The 17869-nt window shown below is 63.9% G+C and carries 14 protein-coding genes; 2 read left to right on the top strand and 12 right to left on the bottom strand.

Annotated features, from left to right (window positions below; all coding sequences use genetic code 11):
* Window positions 1–418 precede the first annotated feature (418 nt).
* The 11 genes from NDY25_RS15910 to NDY25_RS15860 form a co-directional block, all read right to left on the bottom strand.
* On the bottom strand, window positions 419–2185 hold the full coding sequence (locus NDY25_RS15910; RefSeq protein WP_168958761.1) for a BatD family protein: 1767 nt from the start codon (window positions 2183–2185) through the stop codon (window positions 419–421).
* The gene (locus tag NDY25_RS15905; protein WP_168958760.1) at window positions 2182–4035 is read right to left on the bottom strand and encodes a tetratricopeptide repeat protein; all 1854 of its coding nucleotides are present in this window, start codon (window positions 4033–4035) and stop codon (window positions 2182–2184) included. The genes NDY25_RS15910 and NDY25_RS15905 overlap by 4 nt, the downstream gene beginning before the upstream one ends.
* Window positions 4032–5039 (bottom strand): vWA domain-containing protein, encoded by a 1008-nt coding sequence (locus NDY25_RS15900; protein ID WP_074058172.1) that lies wholly within the window; start codon window positions 5037–5039, stop codon window positions 4032–4034. Before NDY25_RS15900 ends, NDY25_RS15905 begins: the two co-directional genes overlap by 4 nt.
* A complete protein-coding gene (locus tag NDY25_RS15895) occupies window positions 5036–5497 on the bottom strand; it encodes a DUF4381 domain-containing protein (protein WP_168958759.1) in 462 nt (153 codons plus the stop codon). Before NDY25_RS15895 ends, NDY25_RS15900 begins: the two co-directional genes overlap by 4 nt.
* Window positions 5498–5499: 2 nt before the next feature.
* On the bottom strand, window positions 5500–6462 hold the full coding sequence (locus NDY25_RS15890) for a DUF58 domain-containing protein (RefSeq protein ID WP_168958758.1): 963 nt from the start codon (window positions 6460–6462) through the stop codon (window positions 5500–5502).
* 22 nt (window positions 6463–6484) lie between these two features.
* On the bottom strand, window positions 6485–7504 hold the full coding sequence (locus NDY25_RS15885; protein WP_023902584.1) for an AAA family ATPase: 1020 nt from the start codon (window positions 7502–7504) through the stop codon (window positions 6485–6487).
* A 269-nt stretch (window positions 7505–7773) separates the two neighbouring features.
* Window positions 7774–9726, bottom strand: coding sequence for a type IV pilus secretin PilQ (locus NDY25_RS15880; protein WP_074058175.1), 1953 nt, complete (start codon window positions 9724–9726; stop codon window positions 7774–7776).
* Window positions 9727–9745: 19 nt separating this feature from the next.
* A complete protein-coding gene (locus tag NDY25_RS15875; protein ID WP_168958757.1) occupies window positions 9746–10279 on the bottom strand; it encodes a pilus assembly protein PilP in 534 nt (177 codons plus the stop codon).
* Window positions 10276–10911 (bottom strand): type IV pilus inner membrane component PilO, encoded by a 636-nt coding sequence (locus NDY25_RS15870; RefSeq protein ID WP_256628002.1) that lies wholly within the window; start codon window positions 10909–10911, stop codon window positions 10276–10278. The genes NDY25_RS15875 and NDY25_RS15870 overlap by 4 nt, the downstream gene beginning before the upstream one ends.
* Window positions 10812–11708, bottom strand: coding sequence for a PilN domain-containing protein (locus NDY25_RS15865; protein ID WP_256627558.1), 897 nt, complete (start codon window positions 11706–11708; stop codon window positions 10812–10814). The genes NDY25_RS15870 and NDY25_RS15865 overlap by 100 nt, the downstream gene beginning before the upstream one ends.
* Window positions 11708–12766 carry a pilus assembly protein PilM gene (locus NDY25_RS15860; RefSeq protein ID WP_043909467.1) on the bottom strand — a complete coding sequence of 353 codons (1059 nt, stop codon included), beginning with the start codon at window positions 12764–12766 and terminating at the stop codon, window positions 11708–11710. Before NDY25_RS15860 ends, NDY25_RS15865 begins: the two co-directional genes overlap by 1 nt.
* A 215-nt stretch (window positions 12767–12981) precedes the next feature.
* Between NDY25_RS15860 and NDY25_RS15855 the strand changes: the two genes are divergently transcribed.
* Window positions 12982–15408 carry a penicillin-binding protein 1A gene (locus NDY25_RS15855; protein WP_168958755.1) on the top strand — a complete coding sequence of 809 codons (2427 nt, stop codon included), beginning with the start codon at window positions 12982–12984 and terminating at the stop codon, window positions 15406–15408.
* Between the two features lie 212 nt (window positions 15409–15620).
* Entirely contained in the window at window positions 15621–16271 is a 651-nt protein-coding gene (locus NDY25_RS15850) for a hypothetical protein (protein ID WP_168958754.1), read from the top strand.
* Between the two features lie 103 nt (window positions 16272–16374).
* Here NDY25_RS15850 and NDY25_RS15845 read toward each other — a convergent pair whose 3' ends face one another.
* Window positions 16375–17664, bottom strand: a complete 1290-nt coding sequence (locus tag NDY25_RS15845) for a citrate synthase (RefSeq protein ID WP_168958753.1) — start codon at window positions 17662–17664, stop codon at window positions 16375–16377.
* Window positions 17665–17869: the final 205 nt, after the last annotated feature.

Genomic DNA, 17869 nt, shown 5'->3' with positions numbered 1-17869 from the left:
ACACGGTCCCGCAATCGGCGAGGACACCGCACCAGAGAGTCTGCAGGTTGCTTCGTTGAAAGCCTGCCTTCCGTTTGCCTTGCGTTGAAAAGCTGATCGGACAAGCCGTTATTGAACCAACGCACGTCTTGCCCCGCTTGTAACCGTGCACACCGACCATCGCGACTGGTCCTTGCCCGCCCACCGTCGCGGGACCTTACGCGGCATGGATGCCGCGTAAGAGCCTACATGGACGTACTTGCGGCGTGTCCCGCGAGGGTGGGCGGGCAAAGGGCCCTGCAGCCAAACCGCAGCCCCAACGCTCTGTTTTCAGCAACACAGTTAGCAAGCCACGCACAACCGGATCGACGAGTCGCAGCACTACACGGCCTGGCGACCATCCAGGCCCCATTAGCAACTGTCGCTGCAGCGCAGCAGATCAACGCGCCGGCGGATACAGCGGCGCCAATACCTCCGGTTCGGCAGCGGTTGCATGGCGCCAACGCGGGCCTTTGGAAAACGCCTCGCGCAACGCCGCACGCGCAGCGGCCACATCGCCATCGCCGCCCCAGCGCGCGCGCTGCATCTGCGCCACTGCTGCGCGCTGGGCCGGGTCGCTCAACGCGGCCAGCACGCTGTCGATGTCGGCAGCACCGGCCATGCCGCAGAGTACCGCCGCCACATCGTCCATCCCGCCGGTATCGAGCGCACGCCGCAATTCGGCCACACCATGGGTGGCACGCCGACCGGAGGCGGGTGCATCGCTGCCATTGGTCACCGGCGCACCGCGCGAACCGCCGCGACGCAGCAGCAACGCCCACGCAAGCGTGGCGACCCACAACAACGCGAAACCGATCGCCGCACCGATCCAGCCCCACGGCCGTTGCGCAACGGCGGGTTGCTGCAGGCTCAGCGTACTGGGAGCTGGAGTTGGGGCAGCGTTATCCGGCGACGGATTGGCAACCGGCGCAGGCGCGGGCGCCGCAAACGCACCGCTACCCGCAGCCACATCCAACGTGAGATCCGGCACTGATGCAGTCTTGGCCGCCGCTGCGCCCACATCCCACCACGCCACCTGCAAACCCGGTACCACCAGTGGACCGGCGCGGTTGGGCACGATCGAATAGCGCCGGGTCAGCCGCAGCTGCGGCGAACCGTCCACGAAGCGTTCCTCGTACTGCGCCGGCTCGGCGAACACCTGCGCGTCAGGCACGCTAGGAGTAGGCAATTCAGGAAACTGCGCCTGGGTGGCGCCGCGTGCGCTGGCTTCCACCACGATCTGCGCCGCTTCACCAGCAGTCGCACGTTGCGGCGTGGTGGTGTAACGCAGTTGCAGACTGCGCAGCGGCAACCACGGCTGCGGCGCGTTGGCCGGCTGCGCACGCACCTGCAGCGGAATGCTGGCGCTGCGCGCGGTCAGCTCGCCATTACCGCGACCGAAGTAATCATCGAAAAAACCACCGACCGAACGCCCATTGAAACGCGCCGACGGCAACAGCAAGCGCCCACTGCGCTCGGGCACCAGCAAATAGCGCCGCTCCACCACGTTGTATTGACGATTGTTGACCAGCTTGACCGAACTGACGTCATCGCCAATGCGCTGCAGCGATGCGCCATCGGGCGCTTCCAGATCCAGCTCGCCGGAGGCCAGCTGCGTAGCGAAGTACAAACGCACCACCACGCCCACACTTTGCTGCACGTAGGGCTGCGGGTCGTCCACCTGCGTTTCAACGAAGGCGTCTTCATTGCCCTGCGCCGCGCTCGGCCCGCCTTGCGCGCTGCCACCAGCGCTGCTGGTGCTTCCGGTGCTGCCGGTGCCCGCATTGTTTGCAGCCCCAACCACCTGCAACCGCAGCGGCTCGGTGCGCTCGTTGCCGACGCGTATCGCCGGCACGATCAGCTCGCCGCTCTTGCGCGGCGTCAACACCACGCCGAACAACGCACGCACCGTGACCGATCCATTGGTCACCTGCATCTGCTGGTTGGCGCTTTTGGCACCCAGTGCGAAATCGTTGCGCAACGGCGTGTAATCCGGATCGACACCGCGTTGATCGGTTTCGATATTCAACATCACCACGTCGCCGGCATTGGCGCTGTCGCGGTCCAGCCAGGCGCGCGTCACCGCACCGACGGGGGCGCAGGCGAGCAGCATCACGCTGGTCAATATGCCGATCGCCGCGCGGCGTAAGTGGTGTGTGCCGATCATCGTCCGTCCCGTTGCCTGCGTTCGTGTTCCAGCGTGAATTTGGTGCGCAGCAAGCTGCCCGGATCGTCCGGAACGCGCCGCAACCAGGCGTCCACCGCCTGCCGTTGCTCGCGCTGTTCCGGCGTCTCGCTGACGGCTGCGGCTTCGTGCTTGCCGTTTGCATCGGCGCTCTTATCGCCGGCCTGCGCCATCGCCTGCTGCATCTTTTGCCGCTGCGCGGCATCGGCCTGCTGCTGCGCCTGCGCATCGGCCGATTGCGGCGGCGCGTCCTGCTTGCTCTGCTCGCCTTGCCCATTCTTGGATTGCTGGTCTTGCGACTTTCCATCCTGCGGCGTCTGCGCCGGAGAGGGCTGATCCTTGCTGTCCTGTTTGCCTTGGGCGTCCTGCTTGCCCTGCCCGTCCTGGCCAGCGTTTTGGTTGTCTTGTTTGTTCTGCCCGGACTGATTTTGGCCGGGCTTGTTCTGACCGGATTGCTTCTGCTCTTTGGACTGGCTTTTGCCGTCCTGACCTTTGCCGTCCTTGTTGTTCTGCTGTTGACGCTTGCGCGCCGCATCCACCGCCGCACGATTGGCGATGGCGTCCTGCTGGTCGGGGTGTTGCTTCAGCGCACGGTCGTACGCCGCAATCGCTTCGTCGTACTGCCCCTGCCGGGCCAGCGCGTTGCCAAGGTTGTACAGGCCCTCATCGGTGGGCACACCTTCAAACGCTTTCTGTGCCGCGGCGAAATCGCCTTTGCGATATGCCTGCACGCCTGCATCCAGACGCTGTTGTTGCACCTGATCGGCGCGTTGCCACAACGTACTCTCTGCAGCGTGCGCGGGCTGGGCCAACGGCAACACACCCACCAACGCGAGTACCGCCACAACCGCACGACGTCGGAACGCCAGCAGCGCCAACAGCATCACCGGCAGCAGCAGCCAGTAGCCTTCGTCCAGCCAGGTCTTGCCGCCATTGGACTCGGTCGCTTCATCGGCCAAGGGCTGCTGCGTAGGATCGAGCACCCCCAGCGCACGCAAATCCGAATCATCCGCTGCAATGCGCGCATAACGCCCGCCGCCCTGCCCGGCCAGATCGCGCAGGCTGGCTTCGTCCAGCTTCGCCTGTGCGATTTCGCCGGTACTTGTGCGATAGGCAGCGCCACGCTCGCTACCCACACCGAGCGCAGACACGCTGAATCCACGCGAATGCGCCAGCCGTGCAGAACTGCCAGCCCCACGATCCGCACTATCGCTGACCAACAGAATGTCGCCTTGCTTGAAGCCCGCCTGCACCAGCAACTGCGTGGCCGCATCGATCGCCGCATCGGCGCGCTTGCCATCCACCGGCATCACCGATGGCGACAACGCGTCCAGAAACAACGCCACATTGGCCGTGTCTTCAGTGAGCGGTGCAACGGTGAAGGTTTCGCCTGCATAGACCAGCAGCGCGACTTCGCCACCGGCGCGCTTGCGCAACAGCGTGGCCAGTTTCGCGCGCGCCTGCAGCAAGCGCGATGGCGGCAAATCGTTGGCATTGATGCTGGAGGACAGATCCAGCGCCACCACCAGCGGCATGCTGGAGTGATACACCGGCCGCTCGACCTGCCGCCAACTCGGCCCGGTCATTGCCACCACTGCAAGCGCATACGTCAACGCAGCCAGCACGAAGCCGAGCCATCCGCGCTGACCACCGGAGACCAGTAACTTGGGCAACAGATGCGCATCCACACTGTGCCGCCATACCTCCGCATCGCGTCGGCGCAGGTGCCAGAGCAGCGCTGCCGGCACGATGGCCAGCAGCGCCCATAGCAAGGTCGGGCGCAGCAGATGCAACGACTGCAATGCCGCTGTCAGCTCGGTCAGCGCGTTCATCGCCATCTCCGCGGCAGCACGTAGGCCAGCAGTGCAATCACGATGGCAGCGCCCAACGGCCAGTAATAGCGCTCCACACGCGGCTGCACCGACGGCCCCATTGCCTTTACCGGTTCCAGCCGATCCAGTTCGGCATAGATGCCGGCCAGTTCCTCGGTGTCGCGTGCGCGGAAGAAACGCCCGCCGGTCTGTTCGGCGATCTTGCGCAACCCGGCTTCATCGATATCGTCATTGCCACCGGCCGGAATCGGCACGCCGAACAAGGAATACCCGCCGCTGCCACCAAACGCGATGGTATGCACGCGCACGCCTTCGGCCTTGGCAAGTTCGGCGGCTTTCAGCGGATTGAGCACGCCAGCGGTGTTGACGCCATCGGTGAGCAGCACCACCACGCGTTGCCCCTGCTTCTGCTCGCGCAGCCGCTTGACCGACAATGCAATCGCATCGCCAATTGCGGTTTCGCGCCCGGCCAAGCCCACCACACTGTCGGCTAGCTGGTCGCGCACGGAGGTCAGATCCGCGGTCAACGGCGTCAGCGCATAGGCGCGTTGGCCGAACACCAACAAGCCGACACGATCGCCTTCGCGGCGATCCAGAAAGTCCGACAACACCGCCTTGGCCGCCGTCAGGCGATCGACCACGCTGCCGCCAAGCACCATATCCGGCTCGCTCATGCTGCCGGACAGATCCACCGCCAGCATCATCTGTCGCGCCTCGCGCGGCGGCTGGATCACCTCACCCAGCTGTTGCGGACGCGCAAGCGCCGCACACAACAAGAACCAGCCCAACCATGCCAACCAGCGCGGCATCCGCAATGCCGGCACACGTTGCGCCTGTGCAACCGCATGCAATTGATCGGCGTAGGGCACGCGCAGCGCAGCCGCATCGGCACGCCGCTGCGGCCAGAACCACATCAGTAACGGCAGCGGCATCAACCACCATGCCCACGGCCACGCACAGTGCGCAAGCGCGTCCTGCCATTGCGACCACTGCAGCCAGTTCATCGCTGGCCTCGCATCAGACTCAGAAAACGCTGTCGCGCCAGTGTCTGCACGGCATCCATATCTGCAACCGCTGGCGCGCGTTGAAATCCGCCCTCAAGCACCGCGCGGCCTGGCCCTTGCGAAAACGCATGGGTCTTGCTTTTGCGGCCATCCAGAAACTGCAGCCACGCCTCGCCCTGTAACCGATCGGCCTGCGCATCAACGCTGCGCGCCGCACGCCGCAACAACAGCGATACCGTCGCCAAGCGCTGCGCGGGAGTTGTCGCGCTCTGCAGTTCGGCATCGAATGCCGCCAACCAACGGCGCTGCTGCCGACGACGACGCCACCACCAGAACCATGCGGCACCGAACACCAGCACCACTGCGGCGATCACCAACCACCACCCCATCGCCAACGGCCACCACGACGGCGATGGCGGCAGATGGACATCGCGTAACGGGAGCGATTGCGGCGCCATCGTCATCGTCCCCGCACGGCAGTACCGCCGCCCAACCAGGCATCGCTGGCATCGTCGGTAGACAGGCGATGCCAGCGCACACCGCGTGCCTGCAATACCGACGTCAGTTGTTCCAGCGGCGCGACGAATTCGGCCTGCCAGCGCGCGCGTCCGGCCTGCGTGGAGAGATCGATCGCAATGCGCTCGCCCCGCACATCGAAGGTGAGTGCACGTGCAGGTGGTGCCAATTCCAACGGGTCGACCAGCACGATCACCACGACTTCGTGATGCAATGCCAAGCCCGACCAGCGCGCCTCCGAGATCTTGCTGGCGCTACGTGCATCGGCCAACACGGTCAGCCGCGCACCGGGGCGCAGCAAGCGTGCAGCATGATCCAATGCGACATCCAGCCCGGCATCGCCCGACGGCGGCTGCGCATACCAGCGCGCCAATGCGTCCAGCACCGGCAACACGCCGCGCTGGCCCGAACGCGGCGCGATCGGTGCTTCATTGCCAGTGCCACGCAGTGCGGCAATGCGGTCGCCCTGCCGCTGCGCCAACCACGCCGCAACGGCCCCCGCACGCGCGGCCTGCACCGATTTGTAGCGCACCCGCGTGCCGAAGAACAGCGATGGCGCGGTGTCGGCCACGATCAGGCTCAAGCGTTCGCGCTCGGCCTGGAAGAGTTTGGTATGCGCTCGCCCGGTGCGTGCGGTGACGCGCCAATCGATATGCCGCGCATCGTCGCCAGCGACGTACTCCCGCGATTCGGCGTATTCCATCCCACGCCCGCGCGTTGCCGCCGGCACCGGCCCCACCAAGCCATGCCGGCCACGGCCTGGCTGACCGCGATGGGTCACGGTGCCGCGCAGCGCGATCAACTCCGCAAGCATCGGGCGCAGACCATCGCCGGCGACGGACGACGGAACAATTGCAGGGGGCGGAGACGGCATCGAAGACATCGGATTCTGGCGAGAGGGCGGCATACCTCAGCGACACGCTACCCGATCAGGGCAGCGGAATCTTTTCCAGCAGGGCGGCGACCAGGCGTTCGCCATCCCAGCCTTCGGCGGTGGCCTCGTAGCTGGGCAGCACGCGATGACGCAGCACGTCCGGCGCAATCGCGCGGATATCGTCCGGCGTCACGTAGTCGCGCCCCGCCAGCCACGCACGCGCACGTGCGCAGCGCTCCAGCGCGATCGAACCGCGTGGGCTCGCGCCCCAGGCAATCCGCCGCGCCAATGCCGGGTCGTAGCGCTGCGCATCGCGCGAAGCGAGCACGATCTCGATCAGATAGCGCTCAAGCTGCGGCGCCAGATGCACATCCAGCACCACACGTCGCGCAGCGAAGACGTCTTCCAGCGGAATCTTGTCGGGCACCGTCTCGTGCTTTTCCAGCGTATCGCGTGCGGCTTCGCGCGCCAGGCGCAGAATCTCCGCCTCGGCGTCGGCCTGCGGATAGCCGATGCGCACATGCATCAGGAAACGGTCCAGCTGCGCCTCGGGCAACGGGAACGTGCCCTCCTGCTCGATCGGATTCTGCGTCGCCATCACCAGGAACAGCTGCGGCAACGCATAGGTATGCCGGCCCACAGTGACCTGGCGCTCGCCCATCGCCTCGAGAAGCGCCGACTGCACCTTGGCCGGCGCACGGTTGATCTCGTCGGCCAGCAGAATCGGATGGAAGATCGGCCCCGGCATGAACTCGAAACGGCTGTCCTGCGGGCGCCAGATCTCGGTACCGGTCAGATCGGAAGGCAGCAGATCCGGGGTGAACTGCACCCGCGCGAAATCCGCTTCCAGCCGCGAGGCCAGCGCCCGGATTGCAGTGGTCTTGGCCAACCCGGGCGCGCCTTCGACCAGCAAATGACCATCGGCCAGCAAGGCGATCAGCAGCCGTTCGACCAGCGCAGACTGGCCCACGATGCGCTGCGTCAGCGACTCGCGCAGCAAGGTGAATTGACGATGCAGCCGGTCCTCGGTGGGCGCGGCGGCGGCTTCTGGGGGTAGCAGCGGCGGTGCGTTCATAGGCTCAGTGTGACCGATTCGAGCGCGATTGGTTCACTCAATGGCATCGGGATGTTCAGTGAGCGACTAAGGTCACGCTGCCGGCCATACCGCGTCTGGCCGGCTCTCCTGGGCACATCACAGAAAAAACCACGGCGTCGATCGCCTATTGTTCCAGCCAGGTAAGCCTCTCAACTTGGAACGCAGATGAGCGCACTGCGCATAGAATTCGAGTGCATGAACTGAAAAGAAGAAGGCCGCTTTCGCGGCCCCCCTCACATCCAGCACGCTTACCGTGCTGCGTTTGCGACCCGCAATACCTTTGGAGTCACAAAGACCAGAAGCTCGGCTTTCTCCTTGCTGCGCCCACGTTTCTTGAACAGGTTGCCCAGGAATGGAATGTCTCCCAAAAACGGAACCTTTGAAACACTTTCCCGATCGGTAAATTCGTAAACGCCACCGATCACCACCGTTTCACCGTCGGCCACCAGAACCGCGGTATTGACTTCCCGACGATTGATTTCGGGCACCGTGCCGTATTGCGGCAAAGTGATGAAGCGTGCGACTTCGTCCTTCTTGACATTCATATTGAGGAAGACACGATTGTCATTGGTAATGGTGGGGGTCACTCTCAGCTCAAGCAGAACTTCCTTAAACTGCACGTTAGCCTGCGACCCACCGCCTGCAACACCCGCACCGCTGATGGTCACATAGCCGATCTCTCGACCCTGCTTGATGACGCCTTCGCGCTGATTGGCAGTCACGATGCGCGGATTGGATACGACTTCGCCGCGCCCCTCTTCCTGCATTGCCGACAGCTCGATATCCAGATTGAAGTTGGAGCCCAGCAAGGTATAGGCGAGCCCAGCCGCACCACTGTTGGTAAAGCCGCCAGCTCCCAGATCGACATTCAGACCAGAGGGAAACAGATGCGCCGGCAGTGTCGTAACCGTACCGCCGTTGGCTTGTTCCAAACGAGATTGTGCAGAGGTATTAAGGTAGTTGACGTTACTTTCCAGGGAGCCACTCAAAATACCCCGACCCGTCGCACCGGTGACTCCAAAGCGTGCGCCCAAGTCACGCGCAAACGTATCGGTCGCGATCACGATGCGGCTTTCGATCAACACCTGATCCACTGGACGGTCGATATGCGAGATCAGCTCGCGCATCTGCGCGACCTTTTTCGGGATGTCGCTAATCATCAACGTATTGGTGCGCTCATCGGCAACCAACCGGCCACGAGGAGATAGAAAACCATTGTCCTGCTGACCTGCACCGCCGCCGCCCTGGCCACCGCCCTGACCGCCACCACCGCCACCACCAATCCCCTTCGCCTCGGTCAGCGCTTTGAAGATCACAGCTGCATTGTGATAATTGATCTGCACGTAATCGGTAATCAGATCCTCGCGATTCTCGATCGCGATGCGTGCGTCTTCTTTGTCCTGCTCGAACTTGGCCAGCTCCGGCTGCGGGGCGACCCACACCACGCCGCCGTCGCGGCGCTTGTCCAGGCCCTTGGCGCGCAGCACGATGTCCAGCGCCTGGTCCCACGGCACGTTCATCAGGCGCAGCGTGACATTGCCCTGCACGGTGTCGGAGGCGACTATATTGAGATTGGATTCCTCGGCGATCAGCTGCAGCACGGTGCGCACCGGCACGTCCTGGAAGTTGAACGTCACCGGGCGGCCGCTATAGCCGCGCGCAGCGATCTGCGCTGCTGCCTGGGTGACCGCTGCGGGGCTCACGCCGCCAACCGCAGGCTGGCCTTTGCGCGGGGTGATCTCGACCACGTATTCGTTGCCGGTCTGATAGGCCAGCGAATCGAACGCACCCTTGGTCGACAGCACCAGCTGCGAACCGGAACCGGACGGCTTCACTTCGACGCGCTGCACCGGCGTTGCGAAGTCGGTGACGTTGAGCGGGCGCTGCAGTTCGGCAGGCAGCCGGGCGTTGCTGATGTCGACCAGCACGCTGTCGCCCTGCGTGCGCAGATCCGGGCTGGCGCCCTGGCCGTCGAACTGCAGGATCAGACGGCCAGAACCATCTTCACCACGTTTGAAATCGATCTTGGACACCGCCAGACTCGCCGGAGCGACCTTGGCCGGATCCTGCGCAGGCTGCTTCAGCGCCGCCGCTGCGAACGCGCTGCCGCTCGCCACTGCCAGCGCGAACCCCAACGCACAGGCCTGGAACATCGCGTGGCGTCGAACCGGACGCAGCCGCCGGGCATTGGAAAACGTCATCGTGCTATCCCCTATCACTTTATTGATCATCCAATGCGAGTGCGGCCGGCCGTTCAAGCCATCCACCCGCACCGTCCGGCACAAGTTCAATCAGCTCGATGCGGTCTTCGTAGACCCCGGTCACCCGGCCATCGCTCTGTCCCAGATACACACCCGGCCGCACCCGGTAAGTCACCTTGTCAGGCGCCATCACCAGCGCAATCAGGCCCGACCCACCGCCAATGGTCCCCACCATGTCGAGGGCGTCGAGCGGATAGGCTTCCAACGGTTCCTTGCGCCGGTTCGGATCCGGACGCGTACCGTTGCTGCCTTCCGCAGTGACCCAGGCATCGCTGAACGGGTCGCGCATCACCTGCGCGGCATACTCGAATGTCTCGAACTGCTGCATCACCGGCAATGGCTCCAACGGCGGCGCCGGACGTGCGCGCACCTCGGCAACCCAGGCTTCCAGATTCGGCGCATTGCCCGGTGTGCTGGTCACACCGCGCGTGCACGCCGGCAATACAGCAAATAACGCCACGCAGGACAGGATCTTGAGCAGTTTCATGGTCATTGGCCGCCCTTCTTCGCAGCGTCGGCCGCAGCCTTTTCCTGCTCGGCCATTTCCTCATCGTCCAGATAACGATAGGTCTTGACCGTGCCGGAAAGTTCCAGAGCCCCGCGCGGGGTGATACCGGCCTTGGGGTCCTTCGGCTTGAGGTTGATGTCGTGCATGGTCAGGATCACCACGCGCGGCAGCGAGGCGACACCGCTGACGAAGGCACCGAACTGGTGGTAACTGCCCACCATGCGCAGCGCGATCGGCTTTTCGGCATAGAACTCCTTCGGCGATTCCGGACCCGGCTGGAACAGCTCGTTGGACAGGCCGCTGGACAACGCGGTCTGCGAGATGTCGATGATCAGGTCCGGCATCTCGGTCTTGCTGGGCAGCTGACGCAGCATCTGCTGCAGCACCTGTTCCATCTGCGCGAGCTGCTGCTTGAGCGGCTCCAGATTCACCGCGCGACCCTGCTGGGTCTCGAACTCGGTGCGCAGCTGCGTTTCGGTGCCTTCCAGGCCTTCGAGTTCATCGCGCTTGCCGCTGATCAACAGGAACCAGGCCAGCACCAGGATGAACAGACCAACCACCACACAGAACACGATGCGTGCCTGCTGCGGCCAACCGCCGATGTTGTTGAAGTCCAGATCGCTGAGCTTGAAAGATTTCTTGCTCGTGACGCTGCCCCCTGCTGCGGCCGATTGGCGGGCGCCGGCGCTGGCGGCTGCGGTGCTGCCGCAGGTGCGCTCGCCGGCGTTGCAGGCGCAGGCGCCGCTGCAGGAGCAGCAGGCGTCGTACCAGTAGGCGTTGCACCCGGCGCAGCCGGATCCACAACCGCGGGCGCGGTGCCGTTCTTGTCGGCCTCATTCGGATTGGCCAACTTGACCTTGAGCGTGAACACGTACGGCAGCGCCTTGGTTTCCATCGACGATCCCGCAGGTTGCCCGGCCTTGTCCTGGCTCTTGGCCTCGATGATCGATAGATCAGGATTGGTCATCCAGCCCGAGCCTTCCAGGTTGCGCATGTAGGCACTGACGCGCGCATTGGATTGCGAGCGACCTTCCAGGGTCAGGATGTCGCCGTCCTGCTTGATATTGGTCAGCGCCACGCCATCGGGAATGGTGCGCACCAGCGAATCGAACAGATGCACCATCTGCGAGCGATTGGCCTGCAGCTCCTCGATGACCTTCTTGCGCGCAAGCAGGCGGTCCTTCTTCTTGTCGAGTTCCTTGATCTCTTCGTTCTGCGCCTTGACCTTGTCGATCTCGGTGGTCAGGAACGCATTTCGTTCGGTCTGACCACTGATCTGCGCGTCGTAATAGAACCAGATCAGTCCGGACAGCAGCACGCCAGCAAGCGCTGCGAAGCCGAGCATCGAATAGAACTCACGCTCACGCGCCTTCCGGCGCTCGGCGCGCCAGGGCAATAGATTGATTCTTGCCATCAGTCAAAGCTCCTCAGGGCCAGGCCGGTGGCAATCATCAATGCAGGCGCATCCAGCGCCAGCGCATGGGCCTGAACCTTCGGGCCGAGCGTCATCTGTGCAAGCGGGTTGGCGACCACGGTGGTCACGCCGAGCTGCTCTTCCACCATCTCCGGCAGGCGCGACAGCGCGGCGCAACCGCCGGCCAGCACGATGCAGTCGACGCGATTGAATTCGCTGCCCGCGTAGAAGAACTGCAACAGGCGGCTGATCTGCTGCACCGTCGCCTCTTTGAACGGCTCCAGCACTTCGACCTCGTAGCTCTCCGGCAACCCGCCCTGGCGCTTGGCCAAGCCGGCTTCTTCATAGGTCAGGCCGTAACGGCGCATCACTTCATCGGTGAGCTGCTTGCCGCCGAACACCTGCTCGCGGCTATACAGACTGCGACCGGAACGCAGCACGCTCAGCGTGGTCATGGTCGCGCCGATGTCCACCAGCGCAACCACTGCATCGGCGGCCACCGGCAGCTCGCTGGCGACCAGGGCAAACGCGTTTTCGACCGCAAATGCCTCTACGTCCATCACCTTGGCAACCAGGCCACCGAGTTCCAGCGCGGACTGGCGCAGTTCCACATTCTCCGAACGCGAGGCAGCCAGCAGCACCTGGACCATGTCCGGGCTGTTGGGCATCGGGCCAAGCACCTCGAAATCGAGATTCACTTCCTCGATCGGGTACGGAATGTAATTGGTGGCCTCGAGTTCGACCTGGGCTTCCATATCGCTGTCGTCCAGATCGGCCGGCATCGGGATCAGCTTGGTGATCACCGCCGACCCGGCCACGGCCGCAGCCGCGTTCTTGGCCTTGCTGCCGGAACGATTGATGGCGCGGCGAATGGCTTCGCCCACCGCCTCCACTTCGACGATGTTCTTTTCCACGACCGCGTTCGGCGGCAACGGTTCCACCGCGTAATGATCCACGCGAAAACGATTCCCGCTACGTGACAGCTGCAAGAGCTTGACCGCAGTGGAACTGATATCGACACCAATCAGTGGCGATTGACTCTTGGGTAGAAGCCCCACGGAAACTCCCCTGCCGACGGGCACTTGGACGCATGTCTGCGCCCGCGTATTAATAATCAAATTTTAACAGTTGACAAGCCCTTCACGCGCAAAGCAATGGCCCCGCGACGTGATCCCCAGCGCTATCCTCTGCGATCCCCAGAGTTCGGCCCCAGCCAAACTCGGCGTCATCTATACTCTGTGACCAAGAAATCTGCAATCGGAATCTCTCTTACATGCCCCGTATTCGCCGTTGGTTGGGCTGGATCCTGGCCACGCTCGTCGTGCTCGCACTGCTTGGCGCTATTGCTGCCGGCGGCCTGTATTACGCCATTTCCTCGAAGTTGCCGGACGTGCAGTCGCTCAAGCAGGTCGAGCTGCAGGAGCCGATGTACGTCTACGCCAGCGACGGCCGCCTGATGGCCGTGTATGGCGAGACCCGGCGCTACCCGATCCAGATGAAGGACGTGCCGCTGCGCCTCAAGCAGGCCTTCCTGGCCACCGAGGATGCGCGCTTCTACCAGCACGGAGGTGTGGACTACAAAGGCATCGGCCGTGCGGTCTGGCTGCTGGCCACCACCGACGCCAAGCGCGTGCCGGGTGGGTCGACCATCACCCAGCAGGTGGCGCGCCAGTTCTTCCTCAGTTCCGAGTACAGCTACACCCGCAAGCTCGCCGAGATCCTGTTGGCGCGCAAGATCGAGAGTGAACTGAGCAAGGACGAGATCTTCGAGCTGTATCTCAACAAGAGCTTTTTCGGCAATCGCGCCTACGGCGTGGGTGCCGCGGCCGAGTACTACTACGGCAAGAAGATGAGCGAGTTGAGCCTGGATGAGATGGCTTCGCTGGCCGGTATCCCCAAGTTCCCGTCCAGCGGCAACCCGATCAGCAACCCGGAGCGTGCGCAGGAACGGCGCGATTACTATGTGTTGCAACGCATGGCCGAGCTGGGCTTTGTCACTCAGGCCGAAGCCGATGCCGCCAAGGCGGTGCCGATGCACGCCAAGCCGCACGAGCCGCCGGTCGAGGTGTATGCGCCTTACGTGGCCGAGTTGGTGCGCCAGGAAATGATCGCCAAGTACGGCGGCGATGTGCTCAACAAGGGCTACCACGTCACCACCACCATCGACGCAACGCTGCAGACCGGCGCCGATGCGGCGATCAGCGAAGGCCTGCGCCTGTACGACCACCGGCATGGCTGGCACGGCGTGGAGCAGCATTTCGATGTCGCCGCCGATGCGGATGCACCGGCCCTGGCCAAGCATCTGGCCGGCGCGTTCACCCAGGGCGGTATGCGCGCGGTGATCGTGGCGCGCACCAATGCCGATGGCGGGGTGACGGTCGTGCAGAGCGACAAGACCGAGCTGATCTTGCCGGCCAGCGCCAGCCGCTGGACCAACAAGACGCCGGCCAAGCTGCTGACGCGCGGTGACCTGACCCGCATCCGCGCCGGCGAAAAAGACGGCGAGTGGATCATCGACCAGTTGCCGCGCGGCCAGGCCGCGCTGGTATCGCTGGACGCCAGCAGCGGCGCCCTGCGTGCGCTGGTCGGCGGCTTCAGCTTTGCCGGCAACAAGTTCAATCGCGCCACCCAGGCGCGTCGCCAGCCGGGCTCGAGCTTCAAGCCGTTCGTGTATGCGGCCGCGTTCGAGAAGGGCTTCAATCCGGCCTCGATCGTGCTCGATGCGCCGGTGGTGTTCCGCGACCGCCGCGGCAAGACCTGGTCGCCGCAGAACGACGGCGGCGGTTTCCGCGGCCCGATGCGCCTGCGCGAGGCATTGGTGCAATCGCGCAATCTGGTGTCGGTGCGGCTGTTGGATGCAATCAGCGTCGATTTCGCACGCAAATACATCAGCCAGTTCGGTTTCCAGGAAGCTGAGCTGCCGCCCAACCTGTCGATGTCGCTGGGCACCGCATCGCTGACGCCATTGTCGGTCGCGCGTGGCTATGCGGTGTTCGCCAACGGCGGCTCACGGGTGGAGACCTGGATCGTGGACGAGGTCAAGGACCGCGACGGCAACGTCATCTTCAAGGAAGTTCCGGCCGTGGCCTGCCGCACCTGCGCGACGCAGGGCGGCACCGCCGCACCGGTGAGCCAGGTGGTGGACGGCTTCAACTTCGGCGCGCCTGCGTTGCCCAAGTCGATCGAACCGGCGACCGCAGCGCCGGCCACGCCAGCGGAGACCACCCCGGCAGCCGTTGCCGAAACCAAGATCGCACCGCGCGCCATCGACGAGCGCACTGCGTATCAGTTGGTCTCGATGATGCGCGACGTGGTCCAGCGCGGCACCGGCACTGCGGCCAAGGTGCTGGGGCGCGAGGACGTGGGCGGCAAGACCGGCTCGACCAACGATCACCGCGACGCCTGGTTCTCCGGTTTCGGCGGCCCCTACGCCACTACGGTATGGGTGGGTCGCGACGATTTCCGCTCGCTCGGCTATCGCGAGTACGGCGGCAAGGCCGCACTGCCGATCTGGATCGACTACATGCGCGTGGCGCTGAAGGACAAGCCGATCGCCGCCAACGACCCGCCCGACGGCATGACCCAGGCCACCATCAACGGTGCGGTGGAATGGGTGAAGAACGAAGATCTGGATCGTCTGCAGGATTACGACTACGGCCTGCAGGAACAGCAGGACGAGAAGGCATTCGATATTTTTTAAGAGCCGGGATTGGGGATTCGGGAATCGCGGCGGCATCGCGCCCGCCCGGTTCCCCGAACGGTTTGGCGACATCGACTGTCCCCGGCCGCAGAGAGCACACTGGGCAATCATCGTTACGTGTGATTGCCCTTATCAGTGAAGACACGCCGCATTCGCCACGCCGTCATGCGGCTGTTGTAGAGTCGAACCAGGTTCATTAGGGGAGCCCGGTCATGCACCACGCGCGCGAGCACGCCGATACGCGAACCCGAGAGCGTCGCCATCGATTGGCGCACGAAGCCGCCCGGCTGATGGCCGAAGGCGGCATCCGCGATTTTCATCAAGCCAAGCTCAAGGCGGCCAGCCGGTTGGGTATCCACGACGATGCATCGCTGCCACGCAACCGCGAGATCGAAGACGCATTGCGCGAATATCAACGCCTGTTTGCCGGCCCAGCGCATGGCGTGCGACTACGCCAGCGGCGCGAAGCCGCATTGCGTGCGCTGGAGTTTCTCGGCCCGTTCCAGCCGCGACTGACCGGCCCGGTGCTCGATGGCACCGCCGACGCCAATGCGCCGGTGCAGTTGCAGCTGCATAGCGACGATGCCGACGCAGTGCAGCGGTTTCTCGAAGAACACCGCATCCCGGCCGAATTACGTAGGCGCCGGCTGCGTCTGGATCGCGAACGCAATGGCGAGTTCCCGGTGTGGCTGTTCAGTGCAGAGGATCTGACCTTCGACCTGACCGTGCTGCCCTACGACGCGCTGCGCCAGGCACCGCTATCGCAGCTGGACGAAAAACCGATGCCGCGCGCATCGGCCGCGCAGGTACGTCAGCTGCTGGCCGACGAGGACGGTCGCGACTCTTTGCAACAGCTGCGCTGACCGCAGCTCGCCGTAACGACCGGCGACCGACCGCAACGCCCCACCCATCAAAGCAAACGCCCCGCAATGCGGGGCGCTGGTTCAAGCAGACAACCGCAAGCGCTTAGCGCTGGCCGGCGTCCTTATAGTCGCGCTGGTCGTAGCCGGTGTAGATCTGGCGCGGACGGCCGATCTTCATTTCCGGGTCGACCTGCTGTTCCAGCCAATGCGACACCCAGCCGGCGGTGCGTGCGATGGCGAACATCACGGTGAACATTTCCACCGGGATATTCAGCGCCTTGTAGATCAGGCCCGAGTAGAAGTCGACGTTCGGGTACAGCTTGCGCTGCACGAAGTAGTCGTCCTTCAGCGCGGCTTCTTCCAGCTTCAGCGCCACTTCCAGCAGCGGGTCGTTGACACCCAGCTCGCCCAGCACCTTGTGGGTCATCTCGCGGATGATCTTGGCGCGCGGGTCGAAGTTCTTGTAGACGCGGTGACCGAAGCCCATCAGACGGAACGAAGAGTTCTTGTCCTTGGCCTTGGCCACGGCGGATTCGACATTGTCGGCGGTGCCGATCTCTTCCAGCATCTTCAGCACGGCTTCGTTGGCGCCTCCATGTGCCGGGCCCCACAGCGCGGTGATACCCGCTGCGACCGAGGCGTACGGATTGGCACCGGTCGAACCGACCAGACGCACGGTCGAGGTCGAGGCATTCTGCTCGTGATCGGCATGCAGGATGAACAGCAGATCCAGCGCCTTGGCGACCACCGGATTGATCTCCAGCGGCTCGCTCGGCACTTCGAACATCATGTGCAGGAAGCGGTCGACGTAGTTGAGGTTGTTGCGCGGGTAGCGGATCGGCCAGCCGATCGAATAGCGATACGCAGCAGCAGCCAACGTCGGCACCTTGGCGATCAGACGGATGGCAGCCTGACGGCGCTGCTCCGGATCGTTGAGGTCCAGGGTGTCGTGATAGAACGCCGACAGCGAGGCGACCGAACCGGCCAGCATGGCCATCGGGTGCGCGTCGTGGCGGAAACCACCGAGGAAGTTCTTCAGCGACTCGTGCATCATCGTGTGATGCGTGACTTCGTGGTCGAACTTCTGGAACTCATCCGCCGTCGGCAGTTCGCCGTTCATCAGCAGATACGAGACTTCCAGGAAGCTGGACTTCTCGGCCAACTGTTCGATCGGGTAGCCGCGATACAACAACACGCCGTTGTCGCCATCGATGTAGGTGATGGCCGACTTGCAACTGGCGGTGGCGGTGAAGCCCGAGTCGTAAGTGAACAGACCGGTTTCTTTGGTCAGCTTTGAAATATCGACGCAATCATTGCCAAGCGTGGGCTTGAGTACCGGCAGAACAACCGACTTGTCGCCGGCGTTGAGCGTGACCTGATCAAGATCGGACACTGTGTACGCTCCTTCAGTGGAAGGCGCCTGTCACCAAATGGGCAGGCACGTGATGGAAGTCCAGGGCATCGCCCCGGATCACGTCATTATCGCACAGCAACATTTTGGCCGTCGCTTGGACAGAAGTCGTAGACGCACCCCGTCCGGGGCGTAAAAAACGAAGTTGTCACCGCCCAAAAAACAACGGCCGCGCAATGCGCGGCCG

Origin of the sequence: Xanthomonas hortorum pv. pelargonii (assembly GCF_024499015.1) — a bacterium.
Taxonomy (GTDB): Bacteria; Pseudomonadota; Gammaproteobacteria; order Xanthomonadales; family Xanthomonadaceae; genus Xanthomonas; species Xanthomonas hortorum_B.
This window is presented reverse-complemented; position numbering and strand designations above follow the sequence as displayed.